The following is a 19,015-nucleotide window of genomic DNA, read 5'->3' on the forward strand; positions in this document are numbered from 1 at the left end:
CGCCGCGGCGTCCCTGTTTTTTTACACTTCGAGGTCGGCTAAATCGCCTTTTTCTTGCAGCCAGTTGCGGCGGTCTTCCGAGCGTTTCTTCGCCAGCAGCATGTCCATCACGCGTAGGGTTTGATCGACATCCTCATCGCTGATCGTCAATTGCACCAGACGACGCGTATTCGGATCAAGCGTGGTTTCGCGCAGCTGCAGCGGGTTCATTTCACCCAAGCCCTTAAAACGCTGCACATTCGGCTTACCTTTCTTGCGCTTCAACTGGTCCAGCACGCCCTCTTTCTCATCTTCATCCAGGGCATAATAGACTTCTTTGCCGAGATCGATGCGATACAGCGGCGGCATCGCCACGTACACATGGCCGTGTTGCACCAACGTACGGAAATGCTTCACAAACAGCGCGCACAGCAGCGTGGCAATGTGCAGACCATCGGAGTCCGCATCCGCGAGGATACAGATTTTGCCGTAACGCAGTTGGCTCAGATCTTCGCTGTCAGGATCGATACCGATCGCCACTGAAATATCATGCACTTCCTGTGAGGCCAACACTTCGTCCGAAGAGACTTCCCAGGTATTGAGGATCTTACCTTTCAGCGGCATGATCGCCTGATAATCACGATCGCGCGCTTGCTTGGCGGATCCGCCCGCAGAATCCCCTTCGACGAGGAACAGCTCGGTTTTGTTCAAATCTTGTGCGGTGCAGTCAGCCAGTTTGCCCGGCAGCGCCGGGCCGCTGGTGAGTTTTTTACGCACTACTTTCTTCGCGGCGCGCATGCGGCGCTGCGCGCTGGAGATTGCCAGCTCGGCCAGCATTTCAGCCGCCTGCACGTTTTGATTCAGCCACAGGCTGAAGGCATCTTTGACCACCGCTGAGACGAATGCCGCACACTGACGCGACGACAGGCGCTCTTTAGTCTGCCCGGCAAACTGTGGATCCTGCATCTTCACCGACAGCACGTACGCGCAGCGATCCCAGATATCTTCTGCCGACAGCTTCACGCCGCGCGGCAAAATATTGCGGTATTCGCAAAACTCGCGCATGGCATCCAGCAAGCCCTGACGCAAGCCGTTAACGTGCGTACCGCCTTGCATGGTTGGGATCAGGTTAACGTAGCTTTCTGTTAGCAGCTCTCCGCCTTCCGGCAGCCATAGCAGCGCCCAATCCACCGCTTCCACATCGCCAGCAAAACTGCCCACAAAGGGTTTTTCCGGCAGCGTGGGTAAGCCGTCAACCGCTTCACACAGGTAATCGGTCAGGCCATCCTGATACATCCAGGTTTGTTCGGTGTCATTGACCTTGTCTTTAAAAACAATTTCAACGCCCGGACACAGCACGGCTTTGGCTTTTAACAGATGTGATAAACGAGAAACCGAGAAACGCGGGCTATCAAAGAAGCTTTCATCTGGCCAGAAGTGCACGCTGGTACCGGTATTGCGTTTACCGACGGTGCCGGTAACCGTAAGATCCTGCACCTTGTCGCCATTTTCGAAGGCAATCTGGTAGATTTCGCCGTTACGTCGCACGGTAACTTCCACACGCTTCGACAAGGCGTTAACCACCGAGATCCCGACGCCGTGCAAGCCGCCTGAGAACTGATAGTTTTTGTTGGAGAATTTGCCGCCCGCATGCAGGCGACAAAGAATCAGCTCAACCGCTGGCACGCCTTCTTCCGGATGGATATCCACTGGCATGCCACGACCATCATCAATAACTTCCAGCGACTGGTCGGCATGAAGAATGACTTCCACGCGTTTAGCGTGACCGGCCAGCGCCTCATCGACGCTGTTATCGATCACCTCCTGGCCCAGGTGGTTCGGGCGCGTGGTATCGGTGTACATCCCCGGACGACGACGCACCGGTTCAAGGCCGGTCAGGACCTCAATGGCATCGGCATTATAGCTTGATTGGCTCATCGTAAATGTCTGATTAGCAATAGGAAAATGGCCCCACTTCGCAAGGTCACTGGGCGTTTAATCCCAGAAAATCAACGATCTGTGCGAAATGGCGTTCGAATCCGATATAGGCATGATTGCCGCCCTCTTCAACCGTCTGGCGGCATGCGCTGTAATACTCCAGCGCCTGGCGATAATCGAGTATTTCATCGCCGGTTTGTTGCAGCAGCCAGAGTAAATCGGGCGCTTCAAGAGGGTCAATCTGCATTACTTTCAGATCGTAAATGTGGCGAGACTCTAACACATATTGCTGGCCGGTGTAGGGATTACGGTTTTCGCCGAGGTAATCCACTAACAGCTCAAACGGCCGTACGGCGGGATTAACCACCACCGCTGGCAACATAAAACACTGCGACAGCCAGGTAGCAAAATAGCCGCCCAGCGACGATCCCACCAATCCCAGCGGTTCACCGGCATATTGCATCACCAGATCTTCCAGCATGCTGGCGGCTTCAGACGGAAACGTCGGTAGTTGCGGCACCATCACATTAATATGCGGATGCTGTTCGTTGAGCCACTGCTGCAGCTGCGTGGCTTTCGCCGATTGCGGTGAACTGTTGAAGCCATGCAGATAAATCAGCGCCGCCATTGCTTAGTAGCCCTCGGAATCAAGATCGGGGCGGAACATGTCACTTTGCAGGCGGTTCACTTCGGTCTGCAGCGTGCCGTCGGGCTGCAAGGTTAACCAACGCCAGCCCGGCGCCAGCGTATCAATGGTGAAGTTAGTGCAATGCGGTTTGAACTGGACGCAGGTTGATGGTGAAGCCATCACGCGGCGCCCATGCCAGTCGAGATCGAGTTCCTGATGAATATGGCCGCATACCAGATTACGTGCGCGCGGGAAGTGCTGCAGTACCGCTTCCAGCTGATGCGGATTGCGCAAGCTGTGCTGATCTAACCAGGTACATCCGGAAGCCAGCGGGTGATGATGCAGAAGTACCAAAGTGTGGCGTTCTGGGTACTTGCTAAGTGCGGTGTGTAGCCACTCCAGCTGGTATTCGCTCAACATGCCGTGTGGCACACCAAATACCTGGCTATCGAGCAGCACCAGTTGCCAGTGATCGCCCAAAAGAACGTGCTTGTCAGATTTGATGCCCGCGTCGGCCAGCGTATCCACCATTGCCGGCTGAAAATCGTGATTCCCCGGCAGCCAGACGCAAGGTTTTGGCAGACGATTAATGCCTGCTACAAAGTGTTGGTAAGCTTCGACGGTGTGATCCTGAGCGAGATCGCCAGTGGCGATAATCAGATCATACTGGCGCTGTTGTACTTCAATAGCATCCAGTACCGCATCAAAACTCGACCAGGTATTTACCCCAAGCAGCGATTGATGTTTTCCGGCGAAAAGATGGGTATCCGTGATTTGTAAAATCCTGATATCAGACCCATCTTGCGCAGGAAGAGTTAGCAGGCTATCCAAAGCGTTTCCTTAATCTCCACGCCATCGTTGCGTTTTTTACGCTATCAGCAAACCGGTACTGCCACAGCGCCGTGCGCTAAGCAGTAACGCAACCAATCCGCAAGGAACTGGTTAATCTGATGTTTTTCATCGCGCTGATGCAGTTTTTTATTAGGATAATCATAGCGCGCTTTAAATCGGTAGATCTGTTTAGTGGAACACACTTCAGCGACCATCGCATCATGGTAGAGCCGCACCGACATAGAAGGCAGGCTCCAGTAACTCACGGCGGGCGCCACCTGACGCACTTCCACCAGCGTGGTGTAACGCGTCGATTCTTCGATGGTGAGCTGATAGCTGGCGCCATTCACCTGATAAATCACCGATGCGCCTGCCTCGTCATTACGCGGCAGCAGGCGACGCAGCTGGGCGAAATTGGTTTCGCACAGGCGCATCATTTCGGGAAAGTCAGGGGTATAGCGCTGTTTCATTTTAGCTTCCACTCTTGTCGTAGTTTTTCATGGTGCAACGCCAGCCATTGCAAGGCGATGACAGATGCCGCGTTATCAATAATCCCCTCTTCCACCCAGCGATAAGCTTGTTCGCGGCTCACCACATGGACAAGAATATCCTCATTCTCTTCCTCCAGCCCGTGATTTCCCTCTGCCAGGCTGGCATCCACTTCGCCCACCAGCACCGATAAACGTTCAGACGTTCCGCCGGGGCTGGCTAAGTAATTCACTATCGGTTTGACGCGGCCAACCTTAAGGCCCGCCTCTTCTACCGCCTCACGTCGTGCGACATCTTCTGGTGTTTCGCCAGGTTCGATGATGCCAGCCACCATTTCCAGCAGCCAGGGCGTTGGGCTGGAATCAAAAGCGGGAATGCGGATCTGTTCGATCAGTACCACTTCATCACGCAAGGGATCATAGGGTAGCAGCACGGCGGCGTGTCCGCGCTCAAAAACTTCGCGCACCACTTCACCACTCATTTCGCCATTAAAACGACGGTGGCGGAAACGGTAGCTGACGATGGAAAAAAAACCATCGTAACGCGTTTCGCGTGCAATAATTTCTACATCGTTTTTTGTGAAAGTCACAGGGGATTTTTTTTCACTCGCCATCGTCTGATTCCTTATGCAGATTGGGATGGAGCAAAGAAAAGCCAAGTCTACCGCTCCGTCCGAGTGGTTCTTTTTGAATTATTTACGTAAATTAGGGGAAGAAGGCACGTTCAGCCAACTTATCTCTGACGCCGCCTCTGTAGAATCGGCGATTATTTTTTTGGCTTACCTGCAGCACTACCAGTGCATTTTGCTGCAACAAAAGGAATGCAAATGAAAAAACTGCTCCCACTTTTTATTGGGCTGACTCTGGGCGGATTCAGCCTTGCCAGCCAGGCAGAAAACCTGTTGCAGGTCTATCAGCAGGCGCGCCTTAGCAACCCCGATCTGCGATCTTCTGCCGCTAACCGCGACGCTGCATTTGAGAAAATCAATGAAGCGCGTAGTCCTTTATTGCCACAGTTAGGCTTGGGCGCAGATTACACTTATAACAATGGCTACCGTGACAGCAGCGGACTTCATTCCAACACGACCAGCGCCTCTCTGCAATTAACTCAAACTATTTTCGATATGTCGAAATGGCGTGCGCTGTCGCTGCAGGAAAAACAGGCTGGTATTCAAGATGTTACCTATCAGGTTGCTCAGCAAGACCTGATTCTTAACACGGCGACTGCCTATTTTAACGTGTTAAAGGCAATCGACACGCTTTCTTACACCGAAGCACAGAAACAATCTATCTACCGCGAACTGGATCAAACCACGCAGCGCTTTAACGTGGGTTTGGTCGCGATTACTGACGTGCAAAACGCCCGTGCACAGTATGACACCGTGCTGGCTAACGAAGTGACCGCACGTAACAACCTCGATAATGCGGTGGAATCGCTGCGTCAGATTACCGGCATGGATTATCTGTCGCTGGCTTCATTGAATATCGATCGTTTCAAAACCGCGCGTCCAGATGCTGTGGCCAGCCTGCTGAAAGAAGCGGAAAGCCGCAACCTGACCTTGCTGTCTGCGCGTCTGAGCCAGGATCTGGCGCGTGAACAGATTCGTTCAGCCGAAACCGGCCACATGCCAACGCTGGATTTGACCGCCTCAACCGGTATGTCAAACAGCAAATATGGCGGCAGTCGCGCCAATCAGAGCGCTGGCAGCACCGATTCCATCACCGGTTCTAACCAGGTTGGCTTGAGCTTCACCATGCCACTTTACAGCGGCGGCTCGGTCACCTCGCAGGTGAAACAAGCGCAGTACAACTATGTCGCGGCCAGCGAACAGCTGGAAGGCGCACATCGTAGTGCGGTTCAGACGGTACGTTCATCATTCAATAACGTGAATGCCTCTATCAGCAGCATTGATGCTTATAAGCAAGCCGTTGTCTCTGCACAAAGCTCACTGGATGCGATGGAAGCCGGGTATCAGGTCGGTACGCGTACCATCGTCGATGTGCTGGATGCGACCACCACGCTGTTCAATGCTAAACAGCAGCTTTCTGATGCGCGTTATAGCTATCTGATCAACCAGCTGAATATCAAATATGCGCTGGGTACGCTGAACGAGCAGGATCTGCAGCAGCTGAACAGCACGCTGGGCAAAGAGATCACCACGACACCTGAAGTGGTGGCGCCGGAGAATAACCAGCAGGCCGCGCGTGTGGATAACGGTCCGAAAGCTTCATCGCCTTCAGCCGCCGCACAAGCCCGTCCAGCTGCCGCACGCAGCAGCGGAAATCCATTCGGTAATTAATTCCCCAGGGGGCCGTATGCGGCCCCTTTCGCATTCAATCGTATAGCTACGTAAAGATCCTTTCCCCATCTGGCTTCGCGCTTCATTTTCCACCGCTCATCCCCTATCCTTACCCCACCTTTGGGCACAGGATGAAAATAATGAAACGGACGAAAAATATTCGCCATGCCGCTTTTCGTAAAAGCTGGCAGGCACGCCACTTAACGCCAGTCGCCTTTGCCGTTAGCGCAGTGTTTATGCTGGCAGGCTGCGAGCAGAGTGACGAAACGGTGTCGCTCTATCAAAACGCGGATGATTGCGCCAAAGCCAATCCAGGCCAGAGCGCGCAATGTACCACTGCGTATAACAACGCACAGAAAGAAGCCGAACGTACCGCGCCAAAATACGCTACGCGCGAAGATTGTGTGGCTGAGTTTGGTGAAAACCAATGCCAGCAAACGCCTGCACAAGCGGGTGTAGGCACCACCGCAAACAATGCTGAAGCTCAGCAAAGCGGTAGCTTCTGGATGCCGTTGATGGCCGGTTACATGATGGGACGTATGATGAGCGGCGGTGCAGGGTTTGCCCAGCAGCCCCTATTCTCGCCAAAAAATCCGAACAGCCCGGCAAACGGTAAATTTGTTGATGCTGCGGGTAAAAACTACGGTAATGCCACATCGGGCCGCACCATCAACGTGCCGAAAACAGCAATGGCGCCGAAACCCGCGACCACTTCCACCATTACGCGTGGCGGCTTTGGTGACAGCGTGGCAAAACAAAACACCATGCAGCGCAGCAGTGCTTCTGGCACCGGCAGCCGCTCGCTGGGAGGCTAAGCCGCAGCATGCAACGTATTGCAATCCCCGAACGTCCAGACTGGCGTGAAAAAGCCGCGGAGTATGGTTTCCAGTTTCACACCATGTATGGCGAACCTTACTGGTGTGAAGATGCGTACTACCAATTCACGCTAGCGCAGGTTGAACAGCTTGAGGATACCACCGCCGAACTGCACCAGATGTGTTTGCAGGCGGTGGAAAAAGTGGTGAACAGTGACGAGCTGCTCACCCGTTTCTGTATTCCTAAGCACACCTGGGACTTTGTGCGTGATTCCTGGAAATTGCGCCAGCCTTCGCTCTATTCGCGCCTCGATCTGGCATGGGATGGCAAAGGTGACGCTAAGCTGCTGGAAAACAACGCGGATACACCAACCTCACTGTATGAAGCCGCCTTCTTTCAGTGGATTTGGCTGGAAGACCAGGTCAAAGCGGGCAATCTGCCGCAGGGCAGCGACCAGTTCAACAGCCTGCAAGAGAAGCTGATTGAGCGCTTCGCCACGCTGCATCAGCAGTTCGGTTTCAACTGGCTGCACTTCTCCTGCTGCCGTGATACCGAGGAAGATCGCGCCACGGTGCAATATCTGCAGGACTGCGCCACTGAAGCCGGCTTGCCGAGCGAGTTTCTCTATATTGACGAGATTGGATTGGGTGAAAGAGGCCAGTTTACCGACGTAAACGATCAGGTCATCAGCAATCTGTTTAAGCTCTATCCGTGGGAATTCATGCTGCGCGAAGTGTTTTCCACCAAGCTGGCGGATGCGGGCGTGCGTTGGCTGGAGCCGGCCTGGAAAAGCATCATTTCCAATAAAGCGTTGTTACCGCTGCTGTGGGAAATGTTCCCTAATCATCCCAATTTGCTGCCCGCTTACTTTGCCGATGATAAGAACGCGCCGCAGATGGATAAGTACGTGGTGAAACCGCTGTTTTCACGCGAAGGTGCCAATATTCGTATCATTGAAAACGGTCAGGAGATCGCCCGCGCCGATGGTCCGTATGGCGAAGAAGGCATGATTATCCAGCAGTTCTATCAGCTACCGAAATTCGGTGATAGCTATACCTTGATCGGCAGTTGGCTAATTGACGATCAACCTGCGGGCATCGGCTTACGCGAAGATCGTGCCTTGATCACGCAGGATCTGTCGCGCTTCTATCCGCATACCTTCATCGAATAAAAGCTGTGCCGCCCGCACTCTTCGGGCGGCCTTGCGCATTAGCCAATCTGCACTGACATCATGCTGATCGCGCCCATCTCCATCCCTTCCACAGGAATACTGATCGCTTCATCAGCGGCACGCGCGCCAAGAATATAGAGCAGCGGTAGATAGTGTTCAGGCGTTGGGTTCGAAAGCTGTGCATCCGGATGCTGCATAAAGTTCACCAATGGGTGATCTGCTGCCTCACCGTGGAAATCCAGATTCTCACGTACAAACTGATTGAAGCTCTCCGCCCACGGATACGCAGTTTCTGCGCCTTGCCAGCGCAGCATACGCAGATTGTGCACCACGTTACCGCTGGCCACGATCATCACATCCTCATCTCGTAATGACGCCAGCTTTTGCCCCAATGCGTAGTGCCATTCAGCAGGTTTAGTGCCGTCGATACTCAGTTGCACCACTGGGATGTCGGCATCGGGATACATTTTTGCAAGCACACCCCAGGAACCATGATCAAAACCCCACTCCTGATCGGCATGAACGGCGATCGGAGCCAGTAAATTCATCACTTGCTGAGCCAGTTCTGGCGATCCCGGCGCGGGATAGCGCACATCAAATAGCGCCTGCGGGAAACCACCAAAATCATGGATAGTGCGCGGATTATTCATCGCCGTCACCGCCGTGCCGCGTGTGTACCAGTGCGCCGAAACCGCGAGAATCGCACGTGGACGCGGCAAGGTTGCACCCAATTGCTGCCAGGCTTGGGTATAACGATTATCTTCCAGTACGTTCATCGGGCTGCCGTGACCAAGGAACAGCGCAGGCATGCGTGTAGTGCTCATGATTAATCCTCTGACGGAGTGTCGCTTTGTTAACCGCTACGATACGCGCTTTCGCTGGGGGATTAACGCTGATAAGTATGATGGTCTCTGTCAGAGAATTTGAATGATATAGGGCGGATAAATTCGACACAGGTTAGGTCTTAATATTGCACGCGAGCCTTTTAGATATCAGTGATATAGCCCGCACCTAAGACCGAGCGAGACCAGTCTTGTTACATCCAATCAATCTACTTCTTAAACTCCCCTCGGTTTTAGAAAGATGAGTTGGAATTTATGTTAATACAGGGAGCAATATTGTGCCTGGCGATGAATATCTACCATGAAGCGCGAGGCGAACCGATTAAAGGACAAATAGCCGTTGGTACGGTGACCATGAACCGTGCCAATTGGGATGTCAAAGAGATCTGTCCTGTGGTGTATGCACCTAAGCAGTTCTCCTGGACGTCTCTCAAAAAGCATCCTTATCGTTATCCACCAAATGAAGATAAAAGCTGGCAACGCGCCAGAAAGCTGGCACAGAAGATTGTTGAAGGGGAATTACAGGACGTAACGAAAGGCGCGACCTTTTTCCATGCACATCATGCTAAACCGGCCTGGCGTCATACCTTTCAGCGTACAGTAGTAATTGGCAATCACGTGTTTTACGCCAATCGTTAAAACAAAAAAAAGAGGCCAGATAGATATCTATCCGGCCTCTTTCTTCTGTATTAATTCAGTTAACTGGCGTGACGCGTTTCTCGCTGACGGCGATATGCCACCAAATCTTCAATGGTGACGACCGGCATATCGTGTTGCTTTGCAAACACGATCGCTTCTGGCGCGTGCGCCATGCTGCCATCATCATTGGTCAATTCGCACAATACCCCTGCAGGTTTAAATCCCGCCAGCGTCACCAGATCGATAGTCGCTTCGGTGTGTCCACCACGCGACAGAACGCCGCCTTCACGCGCACGCAGCGGAAACACATGGCCCGGACGGTTAAGGTCTGAAGGCTTCGCGCCATCAGCCACCGCAGCGCGAATCGTGGTGATGCGATCGGCAGCAGAAACGCCGGTGGTCACACCGCTTGCAGCTTCAATTGTCACCGTGAAACCGGTGCCGTAAGCGCTGGTGTTAGTTTCCACCATCATTGGCAGCTCAAGCTGCTGACGGCGCTCTTCGGTGATGCAGAGGCACACAATACCGCTGCCGTGACGGATGGTTAATGCCATCTGTTCAACGGTCATGGTTTCTGCCGGGAAGATCATGTCACCTTCGTTTTCACGATTTTCATCGTCGAGCACCATTACACCGCGGCCGTTGCGCAGCGCATCAATGGCGCGCTCTACACGCTGTTCAGGCGTGCCAAATTCAGAAAGAAGCGTCTGATTCATGGTAAAAAAACCTTATAAAATATGAGTTACCAGAACCAGGGCGTGCTTAGGAGTGCGTACAAAACACATGGCAAAAACGTGACGCGGGCAAAGCCCGGCTGATGTCGTTACCCTCTCCCATCCGGACTCTAACCGTCGGCTCCGGAATTACACCGGATCTGCTGACCTCTCACATTACTGTGAGAGCGCTCGCGGGCTTTCAGCAAGAGCTGATTTACCGCCGGTGGGGAATTTCGCCCCGCCCTGAGAATAAGCGAACAAACTATAACGCCAATCATCTGGTCGGGCAATCGACAAAAGTGCAAATGCTTTTGCATTTCCTGCGTTGCGGATTTCAGGTTTAACCTTTTCGTTTCAGGCATTACACTTAATAGCTATTGAGTCCGAACACGCGCAGCTATCGGCCACCGTAACCAGGAAATAATCATGATCGACACGAAAAAAATTGAACAACTGGCTCGCCAGGTACATGAAGCGATGCCGAAAGGGATTCGCGATTTTGGCGATGATGTCGAAAAGAAAATCCGTCAGGTATTGCAGGCGCAGTTGACGCGCATGGACCTGGTTAATCGTGAAGAGTTTGATGTGCAGACGCAGGTTCTGCTGCGCACGCGCGAGAAATTAGCTGCGCTGGAACAGCGCCTGGCGAAGTTAGAAAGTGAAAGTCCAGCGGCACCCGCGCCGGCGATCATCACGCCAGATCCCGCTGGGAAAATTGATACTCCGCAGTAAGCTAATGGGCGGGAGTTTTCCTCCCGCCCATTCACACTTAATGACTGCGAATCGTTTTGATGATGTTGCTGGTTGAGATGCCATCTTCGAAGTTTAATACGCGCACGTCACCACCGTTTGCCCACACTTCTTTGCTACCCGCGATATCTTCCGGCTTGTAGTCGCCGCCTTTTACCAGCAGATCTGGCAGCACTCCCGCAATCAGACGCTGTGGCGTATCCTCTTCAAACAGCACCACCCAATCCACCGCTTCCAGCGCACCCAGCACAATCATACGGTTTTCTTGCGGATTGACCGGACGCGTTTCGCCTTTCAGACGCTTCGTCGAGGCATCACTATTAACGGCCACAATCAGGCGATCGCCCAGCTTGCGCGCATTCGCCAGATAAGAAACGTGGCCAGCGTGCAGGATGTCAAACACGCCGTTGGTCATTACCACTTTCTCACCACGCTGACGCGCCAGCGCAACAGCGGCTTTCAGCTCCGCTTCGGTCATCACACCAAATCCCGTTTCCGGACGGGCGTGAATGGCATTTTCCAGCTCAACAGTGCTGACAGTGGAAGTACCGAGCTTCCCGACGACGACGCCAGCCGCAGCATTCGCCAGGAAACAGGCTTCTTCCAGGCTGTCGCCAGCCGCCAGCACTGCGGCTAGCACGCCAATCACCGTATCGCCCGCACCGGTCACGTCATACACTTCCTGCGCCTGCGTAGGCAGATGCAGCGGCGCTTTGCCCGGCTGCAGCAGCGTCATTCCGTTTTCAGAACGGGTTACCAGCAGCGCGGAAAGCTCATAATCAGCGATTAACTGCATGCCACGACTGACAATCTCTTCCACGCTTTTGCATTTACCCACAACCGCTTCGAATTCAGACAAATTCGGCGTCAGCAGCGTTGCACCGCGATAACGTTCAAAATCCGTGCCTTTAGGATCAATCAACACCGGCACTTTAGCTTCACGCGCTAATTGAATCATGGTCTGCACGCTGTTCAGCGCGCCTTTGGCGTAGTCAGACAGCACCAGCGCACCCGCTTGCGTCAGCGATTGACGCATACGATCGTGAATCGGCTGCGGATCAATCTCCTCAAAACCCTCTTCGAAATCGAGGCGAATCAGCTGCTGATTGCGCGAAAGCACGCGCAATTTGGTGATGGTTGGATGGCTTTGTACCGCCACAAAATCACAGTCGACGTTGACCTTTTGCAGGGTTTCGCTCAACACGCGCGCGGCATCATCGGCGCCGGTCAAGCCAATCAGCCGTGATGCTGCACCGAGCGCAGCAATGTTCATGGCGACGTTTGCCGCGCCGCCTGGACGCTCTTCAATGGTATCCACTTTCACCACCGGCACCGGCGCTTCCGGGGAAATACGGCTGGTTGGGCCATACCAATAGCGATCTAACATCACATCGCCGACGACCAGCACAGTGGCCTTGCCAAAAGTGGGCAGTGTTACTTTCATTCAGAGACTCCAACACGGTCAAAATAATGCGCGGGATATTACCACATAAGCCATCAGGCTCACTGTTCCGCGCTGTCAGATTGGGTACCGCTTAACCAACGCTGCCAACTGTTGTTGACCACCGCGCGTTCAGCGACAAAGGCTTCAGGCGCCACATGGCCCGGTAATTCCTGCAATGCCAGATGGTGCAGTGCATCACGCAGCGTGACGTACGCATGCGTCAAAGCCTGCGCCTCTTCATCCGGCATAATGCCATGACGCGCCATCAATTCGAAAATGCGGACATTATCCGACCAACGCGTCAACGCTGGCTGATCGGCCGCGTAGCTTAAGACAAGGTATTGCGCGATGAATTCAATGTCGGTGATACCGCCCTCATCGGTCTTAATTTCCCAGCGACCTTTCTGTTTGTTGCTGAGATGCGCCCGCATTTTTTCGCGCATTTCACGCACTTCTTTTTGCAACGTCTCAACGTCTCGCGGCAGGCAAAGAACGTTACGGCGGATTTCATCAAAGCGTTCACAGAGCGCAGGTTCGCCAAACACGATGCGCGCGCGCACCAGCGCCTGATGTTCCCAGGTCCATGCTTCGCTGCGCTGGTATTCGTTGAAAGCGGAAAAAGTACTGACCAGCATACCCGCCGCGCCAGAAGGACGCAGACGCGCATCCACTTCATACAAAATGCCGGACGACGTGCGCGTGCTAAACAGATGCATTACACGCTGCGCCAGGCGCAGATAGAACTGGCGACCATCAATGACGCGCTCGCCATCGGTTTCCGCATCATCTGGACAATCATGCAGGAACACCAAATCAAGGTCAGAGCTGTAACCCAGCTCCCAACCACCCAGCTTGCCATAACCGACAACCGCAAAACCGCGCTCACTGTCGCTAGTCAAATGCGATGGACGACCATATCGCTGCACCATCATCTGCCAGGCTTGCTGCACCACGGATTCAATAATCGCTTCTGCCAGCCAGGTTAAGTGATCGCTCACTTTCATTACGGGTAGCGTTTCAGCAATATCGGCAGCGGCGATGCGCAGATGCTGCGCCTGTTTAAACTGGCGCAATGCTTCCAACTGCTGCTCTTCGTCATCGGTGGGAATACGCAGCAGATATTGGCGCAGTTCGTCGCGGTAAGCGTCGGTTGCGGTAGGTTGATACAGCGTTGCGGGATCGAGTAACTCATCCAGCAGCAGCGGATAGCGCGCCAATTGGCTGGCAACCATTGGTGACGCGGCACACAGACGAATCAGATGACGCAGCGCGCCATGATATTCGGTGAGTAATTCCAGATAAGTGCTGCGCGTCAGCACGCCCAGCAACAACGGCGTCAGACGATTCAGCAGCACATCGGCATCTTCGCGCGGACAAACTTCACTGAGCAGACGCGGCATTAACTGGTCGAGCGCCAGACGACCGCGCGGACCAATAGTACGGCGACTCACATCCTGGCGGAAATTGTTCAACGCGTTGTAAAGCGCGTGACGCTGCGCATCGTCCAATTGCGGTACCACCGGGATGAGATCGCTCTCTTCCAGCGCGTCCTGCCACAGCCCGGCAAACTCAGCCAACTGCGGCTGATCGTCGACATCCGGTGCATCGTCGCCAATCAGCTCGTCAAAGATGGCGCGTACACCGGCCATTTGCAGCTCAAGCTGCGCCATCAGTGCGTTCCAGTCTGCCGCGCCCATCGCCCAGGCTAAGCGCTGGCGGTCGAGCTCGTTCTCTGGCAGCGTTTGCGTTTGCTCGTCATTAATGCTTTGCAGCAGGTTTTCCAGCCGACGCAGGAACAAATAGGCTTCACGTAGATGATCGACCTGTTTCTGACTTAACAAAGCCAGCTGACCAATCGCTTTGAGCGTAGGGAGCAAGGAGCGCAGTTGTAGTGAGCGCTCACGTCCGCCGCGAATCAGCTGGAACACCTGCACAATGAATTCCGTTTCACGAATGCCGCCGGCGCCGAGCTTAATGTTGTCTTTCAAGCCGCGTCGACGCACCTCGCGCGCAATCATGCCCTTCATGTTACGCAGCGATTGAATCACGCTGAAATCGATATAGCGGCGATAGACGAACGGCCGCAGCATTTGCTGCAATTCCTGGCTCCAGTGGCCGTGATCGTCGCCCATCAGCCGGGCTTTGACCATTGCATAGCGTTCCCAGTCGCGGCCCTGCTCCTGATAATAATCTTCCAGTGCCGCGAAACTCAGCACCAGCGGACCGCTATCACCAAACGGACGCAGGCGCATGTCCACGCGATAGACAAATCCATCCACCGTTGGTTGATCGAGCACTTTGATCAGCCGCTGCCCCATGCGCGTGAAGAATTGCGCATTGTCGAGCTCGCGCCGTCCACCTTGGGTTACGCCGTTTTCCGGCCAGGCAAAAATCAGATCGATATCAGAAGAGAAGTTGAGTTCACAGCCGCCGAGTTTACCCATGCCGAGAATCAGCATCGGCTGGGCTTCACCCGCTTCATTGCATGGCGTACCAAAGTCGCGGCTGCAATCCTGCCAAACCCAGTCGCGCGCGGCAGCGATGAGGATTTCCGCCAGCGTGCTGAGTTGCTGCAAACTTTGTTCGGTAGTGGCGTGTTGCAGCGCCTGCATCCAGGCGATGCGCACCAGCATATGACGACGGAACAAACGCAGTTCACGCATCAGGGAGGTTTCATTTTCAACCGAGTGCAGCACGTCATTTAGCCAGCGGGCATAGTGCTGCCACTCATCTGGCGCAGGCGCTTGCTGTTGCAGATGCTGCCACCATTCGGGATGCTGCTGCAGGTTATCGAGGATAAAGTCACTAAAGGTCAGCGCGCCCGCCTGTTCTGGCGTGAACGCTGAGGATGGCAAATTAAGTCGCTCTGCCACATTAGCCAACTGCGCCTGCATGAGCGCCGGTAACGGTAACAACATCTTCTCTCCCTGATTGGATTTTTCGTTAGCGTTTGATTCCGCTATTGAGCCAGAAAGGTGCGGGGCGCACGGCCAGGTTAACCAGATGCATTAAGCCACGTTCCTGCTTCTCTCGAATCGCATGCTGTAACTCCAGCCAACCGTCCAGCCAAACATTCACCTCTTCGGCCGGATAAGCACCCGCCAGCAGGTTCACCGCCAACAGCTGGCGATTCAGGCGCGTCGCTTTATCCTGGAACTCATTAAACAGTTGAACATCAACGAATGTTTCTCTGAGATCGGCGGCAATACGACTTAGCATAATATCGCTGAAGCGCTTGAACGATCCCTGCAGCTTGCTTTTGCTCTTGTCGTCGAGCCATTTTTGCCACTGCGACTCGACCAGCCAGTGAGTAAGTGCTAACTGAGCCTCAACCGAAGTTAACGAAAAGCAGGTAGCTTCAGCATTGTTCTCATCATCGGCCAGCAACTCTTCCTGACGGGTTAATTTCTGGCGCAGATCGCTGCTGGCTTTGCGTGGCACCAACGCACCAAACAGTGAGAACGCCTGACGCAGCGTTTCCAGCGCATCAATTACCGCTGCTTTGGCATCTTTATTACCACGCAGCCACACTTCTTCGTGATATTGCCAATGATTCAGTGCCGCAGTCATTGCGTTGATCATGCCCTGCTCAACCGACGCTTTCGCGGCGATTTTCTGCAGTGGCAACGTACGGATGGGGCGCGGTAAGTTACCCTGCGCCAACTGATAGCCGCGCGCGGCTTTGCTCAGGCTGCCGAGACGTAAGCCGCCCATCGTAATCAGCGCTTCAGCGAACTTCAGCATGTCATCGCGTTGACCACTTTTGAGCTCCAGCTCGACTTCATAAAGCGGTTCGCTGAATTCACCGGCAGCGACTTCGCCGCGGTCAAACGCCACTTCAATTTCGCTGTCGCCAAATTGCACCAGCCAGGCTTCGCGCTGGAAATGAGTGCTGAACAGCGGCTGCAGGCGCGATTGCAGTGCAGCAATATCGGTGCCCTGCGGCCAAATCTCGGCTGGCAGGCGCGCGATATCCAGCTGCGGCTCCGTGAGATCAACATTGTATTCCGGACGCTGGTGCAGACCGCCAACGGTTTTACCGGCCGCTTTCAGCGTCATTTCATAGCGTTGGTCAACGCCACGAATGCGCAGGCCCATGTCCCAGCGACGCAGTTGGTTGTCGTCGGTTTCATAATAGATATTGGTCAGCTCGCGTGCGGCGAAGTGCTGATGTGGCCACGCGGCAAGCTTTTCCGCCAGTTTTTCGGCGGCTTGCGGTGTAGCAATGAACTTTAATTCGATTTCGATGGTCATAATTTTTTATTCAATACGCTGCTGGCACTTACGAGTTTAATCTGGCGAAGAGTAATGCACCGGAAGCCCGCTGTCTCCGCTTTCTTGTGCTTTTACGACCCTTTTCGCACCGGATTGAGACCAGGATAGTTCTCATTCAGATTTTTGAGAAGCGTCTCCAGACTGTGCCGGTAATTTTACGCCATTAAGAAAAAACGACATCGAATGAAAAAAATCACACTTGCTGCCCTTTCTTTGCTGGCTTTCAGCGCCATCACACCTGCTCATGCTGCTGACGAAAAACGCTACATCTCCGATGAATTATCCACTTGGGTGCGCAGCGGTCCGGGCGATCAATATCGCCTGATCGGTAAGCTGAACGCCGGAGAGGAAGTGACCTTGCTGCAGACCAATAACGACTCTCAATATGGTCAGATTCGTGATGCAGAAGGCAAAACTAACTGGATTCCACTGTCGCAACTGAGCGCCAGTCCTAGCCTGCGTACTCGCGTACCACAGCTGGAGCAGCAGGTTAAAGATCTGACGGCCAAGCTAGCGAATATTGACAACAGCTGGAATCAGCGCACTTCTGAGATGCAGAACAAAGTCGCCAACAGCGACGGCACCATTGATGGCCTGAAAGCAGAAAATCAGAAGCTGAAAAATGAGCTGATTGTCGCGCAGAAGAAAGTCAGCGCCGCCAATGTGCAGCTGGATGACAAGCAGCGCACCATCATCATGCAGTGGTTTATGTATGGCGGCGGCGTGCTGGGCGTTGGTCTGCTGTTGGGTCTGTTGCTGCCGCATATGGTGCCGCGTCGTAAGAAAAACGATCGCTGGATGAACTAACGCGCCACGCAGATTTGTTCTTTTATTTAAGGGGATCGTAAGATGCCCTTTTTGGCGTGCCCGATATTTAGCCAAAGTATGCAACAATAAAGTAACAAGCGTGTTCAGCACGCAATTTTTGATCTGCCTCTGGAGTGGTTGAGTGAAGACGTTTCTGGTCGGTGGCGCAGTGCGCGATGCCTTACTGCGTTTGCCGGTAAAAGATAGAGATTGGGTTGTAGTAGGCGCGACGCCAGATGCGATGCTGGCGGAAGGTTATCAGCAGGTTGGCCGGGATTTTCCGGTTTTTTTGCATCCGCGAAGCCGTGAAGAGTATGCGCTGGCGCGTACTGAACGCAAAAGCGGCAACGGTTACACCGGCTTTGTGACGCAGTTCGCGCCGGATGTCACGCTCGAGCAAGATTTGCAGCGCCGCGATCTCACCATCAATGCCATCGCCCAAAGCGACAGCGGTGAGCTGATTGATCCGTATGGCGGTCAGCGCGATCTGGCGAAACGCCAGCTGCGCCATGTTTCCGCCGCCTTTAACGAAGATCCGCTGCGTGTACTGCGCGTGGCGCGTTTCGCCGCCCGCTTTGCCCATCTGAATTTCCGGATTGCTGATGAAACCCAGGCGCTGATGCGCGAAATGGCGGTCAGCGGCGAACTGGCGCATCTCACCGCAGAACGAGTGTGGAGAGAGACGGAAAAAGCGTTGCTGACGCGCAATCCACAGGTCTATTTCCAGGTATTACGTGATTGCGGCGCGCTGCAGGTGCTGTTCCCGGAAATCGATAATCTTTATGGCATTCCGGCCCCGATCAAATGGCATCCCGAGATTGATACCGGCATCCATGCGCTGATGACGCTGGCGATGTCCGCTGCGCTCTCGGATCAGCTTGATGTGCGTTTCGCTACGCTGTTCCACGATGTCGGTAAGGCGCTGACGCCAGCAGAAAAATGGCCGAGCCATCATGGTCATGGCCTCGCGGGCGTGCCGATTGTTGAAGCGCTGTGCCAGCGCCTGCGCGTGCCGAATCAGGTGCGTGATTTGGCATTAGTGGTGACCGAATTCCATGACGTGGTGCACACCATTGAGCGCCAGCCAGCTGACGCGTTAATCGCGCTTTTTGATCGAATTGATGCCTGGCGCAAGCCCGATCGCGTGGAGAAGATGGCGCTGACCAGCGAAGCGGATGCGCGCGGGCGTGCGGGTCTGGAAAGCATGACTTATCCGCAAGGCGACTATTTGCGTCAGGCGTTTGCGCTGGCGCAAGCGGTGCCAACCAAAGATGTGGTGGCAGCAGGTTTTAAAGGGGCGGAAGTGCGGGAAGAGTTGACGCGTCGGCGTGTGGCGGTGCTGCAGGCGCAATTGATTAACGCGCGGCCAGTGTAACCAGCCGCGCGGGGCA

Annotated in this window: 18 protein-coding genes and 1 riboswitch; of the genes, 8 read left to right on the forward strand and 10 right to left on the reverse strand. The window is 54.1% G+C overall.

Going from position 1 to position 19,015, the window contains the following annotated elements; genetic code table 11:
* Positions 1-21 precede the first annotated feature (21 nt).
* The 5 genes from parE to nudF are packed head-to-tail and all read right to left on the reverse strand — an operon-like array spanning position 22 to position 4,478.
* A complete protein-coding gene (parE, locus tag KVT28_RS19295) occupies positions 22-1,917 on the reverse strand; it encodes a DNA topoisomerase IV subunit B (protein WP_101762999.1) in 1,896 nt (631 codons plus the stop codon).
* A gap of 46 nt (positions 1,918-1,963) precedes the next feature.
* Complete coding sequence (gene yqiA / locus KVT28_RS19300; RefSeq protein WP_101762998.1) at positions 1,964-2,545, reverse strand: esterase YqiA; 582 nt, start codon at positions 2,543-2,545, stop codon at positions 1,964-1,966.
* 3 nt (positions 2,546-2,548) lie between these two features.
* The gene (cpdA, locus tag KVT28_RS19305; RefSeq protein WP_217549713.1) at positions 2,549-3,376 is read right to left on the reverse strand and encodes a 3',5'-cyclic-AMP phosphodiesterase; all 828 of its coding nucleotides are present in this window, start codon (positions 3,374-3,376) and stop codon (positions 2,549-2,551) included.
* 44 nt (positions 3,377-3,420) lie between these two features.
* Positions 3,421-3,846 carry a DUF1249 family protein gene (locus KVT28_RS19310; RefSeq protein WP_008103400.1) on the reverse strand — a complete coding sequence of 142 codons (426 nt, stop codon included), beginning with the start codon at positions 3,844-3,846 and terminating at the stop codon, positions 3,421-3,423.
* Positions 3,843-4,478 (reverse strand): ADP-ribose diphosphatase, encoded by a 636-nt coding sequence (nudF, locus tag KVT28_RS19315; protein ID WP_101762996.1) that lies wholly within the window; start codon positions 4,476-4,478, stop codon positions 3,843-3,845. Before nudF ends, KVT28_RS19310 begins: the two co-directional genes overlap by 4 nt.
* 25 nt (positions 4,479-4,503) lie before the next feature.
* Here nudF and KVT28_RS19320 point away from each other — a divergent pair, with 25 nt between their 5' ends.
* The 4 genes from KVT28_RS19320 (at position 4,504) to KVT28_RS19335 (ending at position 8,151) form a co-directional block, all read left to right on the forward strand.
* Complete coding sequence (locus KVT28_RS19320; protein WP_225614418.1) at positions 4,504-4,695, forward strand: hypothetical protein; 192 nt, start codon at positions 4,504-4,506, stop codon at positions 4,693-4,695.
* Complete coding sequence (tolC, locus tag KVT28_RS19325; RefSeq protein ID WP_192236273.1) at positions 4,692-6,164, forward strand: outer membrane channel protein TolC; 1,473 nt, start codon at positions 4,692-4,694, stop codon at positions 6,162-6,164. The genes KVT28_RS19320 and tolC overlap by 4 nt, the downstream gene beginning before the upstream one ends.
* Before the next feature lie 140 nt (positions 6,165-6,304).
* Positions 6,305-6,979 (forward strand): DUF1190 family protein, encoded by a 675-nt coding sequence (locus KVT28_RS19330; RefSeq protein WP_061720467.1) that lies wholly within the window; start codon positions 6,305-6,307, stop codon positions 6,977-6,979.
* 8 nt (positions 6,980-6,987) lie between these two features.
* On the forward strand, positions 6,988-8,151 hold the full coding sequence (locus tag KVT28_RS19335) for a glutathionylspermidine synthase family protein (RefSeq protein WP_210081101.1): 1,164 nt from the start codon (positions 6,988-6,990) through the stop codon (positions 8,149-8,151).
* 38 nt (positions 8,152-8,189) lie between these two features.
* Here KVT28_RS19335 and ygiD read toward each other — a convergent pair whose 3' ends face one another.
* Positions 8,190-8,975, reverse strand: coding sequence for a 4,5-DOPA dioxygenase extradiol (ygiD, locus tag KVT28_RS19340; protein ID WP_217549714.1), 786 nt, complete (start codon positions 8,973-8,975; stop codon positions 8,190-8,192).
* A 273-nt stretch (positions 8,976-9,248) separates the two neighbouring features.
* Here ygiD and KVT28_RS19345 point away from each other — a divergent pair, with 273 nt between their 5' ends.
* Positions 9,249-9,632 carry a cell wall hydrolase gene (locus KVT28_RS19345; protein WP_101762992.1) on the forward strand — a complete coding sequence of 128 codons (384 nt, stop codon included), beginning with the start codon at positions 9,249-9,251 and terminating at the stop codon, positions 9,630-9,632.
* 59 nt (positions 9,633-9,691) lie between these two features.
* Here the strand turns inward: KVT28_RS19345 and ribB are convergent, their stop codons facing one another.
* Positions 9,692-10,348: a 3,4-dihydroxy-2-butanone-4-phosphate synthase gene (gene ribB / locus KVT28_RS19350; protein ID WP_008103416.1), complete on the reverse strand. Its 657-nt coding sequence runs from the start codon at positions 10,346-10,348 to the stop codon at positions 9,692-9,694.
* A gap of 105 nt (positions 10,349-10,453) precedes the next feature.
* A riboswitch (FMN riboswitch) is annotated at positions 10,454-10,603 on the reverse strand.
* A 171-nt stretch (positions 10,604-10,774) separates the two neighbouring features.
* On the opposite strand from ribB, the gene KVT28_RS19355 reads away from it, so the two are divergent.
* Positions 10,775-11,080, forward strand: coding sequence for an accessory factor UbiK family protein (locus KVT28_RS19355; protein WP_008103418.1), 306 nt, complete (start codon positions 10,775-10,777; stop codon positions 11,078-11,080).
* Between the two features lie 37 nt (positions 11,081-11,117).
* Here KVT28_RS19355 and hldE read toward each other — a convergent pair whose 3' ends face one another.
* Genes hldE through KVT28_RS19370 form a run of 3 tightly spaced genes read right to left on the reverse strand, consistent with a single transcriptional unit; the run spans position 11,118 to position 16,796 of the window.
* Entirely contained in the window at positions 11,118-12,542 is a 1,425-nt protein-coding gene (gene hldE, locus KVT28_RS19360; protein ID WP_110867313.1) for a bifunctional D-glycero-beta-D-manno-heptose-7-phosphate kinase/D-glycero-beta-D-manno-heptose 1-phosphate adenylyltransferase HldE, read from the reverse strand.
* 59 nt (positions 12,543-12,601) lie between these two features.
* Complete coding sequence (glnE, locus tag KVT28_RS19365; protein WP_217549715.1) at positions 12,602-15,460, reverse strand: bifunctional [glutamate--ammonia ligase]-adenylyl-L-tyrosine phosphorylase/[glutamate--ammonia-ligase] adenylyltransferase; 2,859 nt, start codon at positions 15,458-15,460, stop codon at positions 12,602-12,604.
* A gap of 25 nt (positions 15,461-15,485) precedes the next feature.
* On the reverse strand, positions 15,486-16,796 hold the full coding sequence (locus KVT28_RS19370) for an inorganic triphosphatase (RefSeq protein WP_137386557.1): 1,311 nt from the start codon (positions 16,794-16,796) through the stop codon (positions 15,486-15,488).
* Positions 16,797-17,000: 204 nt separating this feature from the next.
* Here KVT28_RS19370 and KVT28_RS19375 point away from each other — a divergent pair, with 204 nt between their 5' ends.
* Positions 17,001-17,624 carry a TIGR04211 family SH3 domain-containing protein gene (locus tag KVT28_RS19375; RefSeq protein WP_101762988.1) on the forward strand — a complete coding sequence of 208 codons (624 nt, stop codon included), beginning with the start codon at positions 17,001-17,003 and terminating at the stop codon, positions 17,622-17,624.
* 142 nt (positions 17,625-17,766) lie between these two features.
* Positions 17,767-18,999 (forward strand): multifunctional CCA addition/repair protein, encoded by a 1,233-nt coding sequence (locus tag KVT28_RS19380; RefSeq protein ID WP_217549716.1) that lies wholly within the window; start codon positions 17,767-17,769, stop codon positions 18,997-18,999.
* Positions 19,000-19,015: the final 16 nt, after the last annotated feature.

Source organism: Pantoea sp. GbtcB22 (assembly GCF_019091025.1).
Classification (GTDB): Bacteria; Pseudomonadota; Gammaproteobacteria; order Enterobacterales; family Enterobacteriaceae; genus Pantoea; species Pantoea leporis.

What these genes read in the sequence shown, in the direction of transcription:
- parE (WP_101762999.1), bottom strand. Translation starts at nt 1,917, where the DNA reads ATGAGCCAATCAAGCTATAATGCCGATGCCATTGAGGTCCTGACCGGC.
- nudF (WP_101762996.1), bottom strand. Translation starts at nt 4,478, where the DNA reads ATGGCGAGTGAAAAAAAATCCCCTGTGACTTTCACAAAAAACGATGTA.
- yqiA (WP_101762998.1), bottom strand. Translation starts at nt 2,545, where the DNA reads ATGGCGGCGCTGATTTATCTGCATGGCTTCAACAGTTCACCGCAATCG.
- hldE (WP_110867313.1), bottom strand. Translation starts at nt 12,542, where the DNA reads ATGAAAGTAACACTGCCCACTTTTGGCAAGGCCACTGTGCTGGTCGTC.
- ribB (WP_008103416.1), bottom strand. Translation starts at nt 10,348, where the DNA reads ATGAATCAGACGCTTCTTTCTGAATTTGGCACGCCTGAACAGCGTGTA.
- KVT28_RS19375 (WP_101762988.1), top strand. Translation starts at nt 17,001, where the DNA reads ATGAAAAAAATCACACTTGCTGCCCTTTCTTTGCTGGCTTTCAGCGCC.
- KVT28_RS19310 (WP_008103400.1), bottom strand. Translation starts at nt 3,846, where the DNA reads ATGAAACAGCGCTATACCCCTGACTTTCCCGAAATGATGCGCCTGTGC.
- KVT28_RS19370 (WP_137386557.1), bottom strand. Translation starts at nt 16,796, where the DNA reads ATGACCATCGAAATCGAATTAAAGTTCATTGCTACACCGCAAGCCGCC.
- KVT28_RS19335 (WP_210081101.1), top strand. Translation starts at nt 6,988, where the DNA reads ATGCAACGTATTGCAATCCCCGAACGTCCAGACTGGCGTGAAAAAGCC.
- ygiD (WP_217549714.1), bottom strand. Translation starts at nt 8,975, where the DNA reads ATGAGCACTACACGCATGCCTGCGCTGTTCCTTGGTCACGGCAGCCCG.
- KVT28_RS19330 (WP_061720467.1), top strand. Translation starts at nt 6,305, where the DNA reads ATGAAACGGACGAAAAATATTCGCCATGCCGCTTTTCGTAAAAGCTGG.
- KVT28_RS19320 (WP_225614418.1), top strand. Translation starts at nt 4,504, where the DNA reads ATGGAGCAAAGAAAAGCCAAGTCTACCGCTCCGTCCGAGTGGTTCTTT.
- KVT28_RS19345 (WP_101762992.1), top strand. Translation starts at nt 9,249, where the DNA reads ATGTTAATACAGGGAGCAATATTGTGCCTGGCGATGAATATCTACCAT.
- KVT28_RS19355 (WP_008103418.1), top strand. Translation starts at nt 10,775, where the DNA reads ATGATCGACACGAAAAAAATTGAACAACTGGCTCGCCAGGTACATGAA.
- glnE (WP_217549715.1), bottom strand. Translation starts at nt 15,460, where the DNA reads ATGTTGTTACCGTTACCGGCGCTCATGCAGGCGCAGTTGGCTAATGTG.
- tolC (WP_192236273.1), top strand. Translation starts at nt 4,692, where the DNA reads ATGAAAAAACTGCTCCCACTTTTTATTGGGCTGACTCTGGGCGGATTC.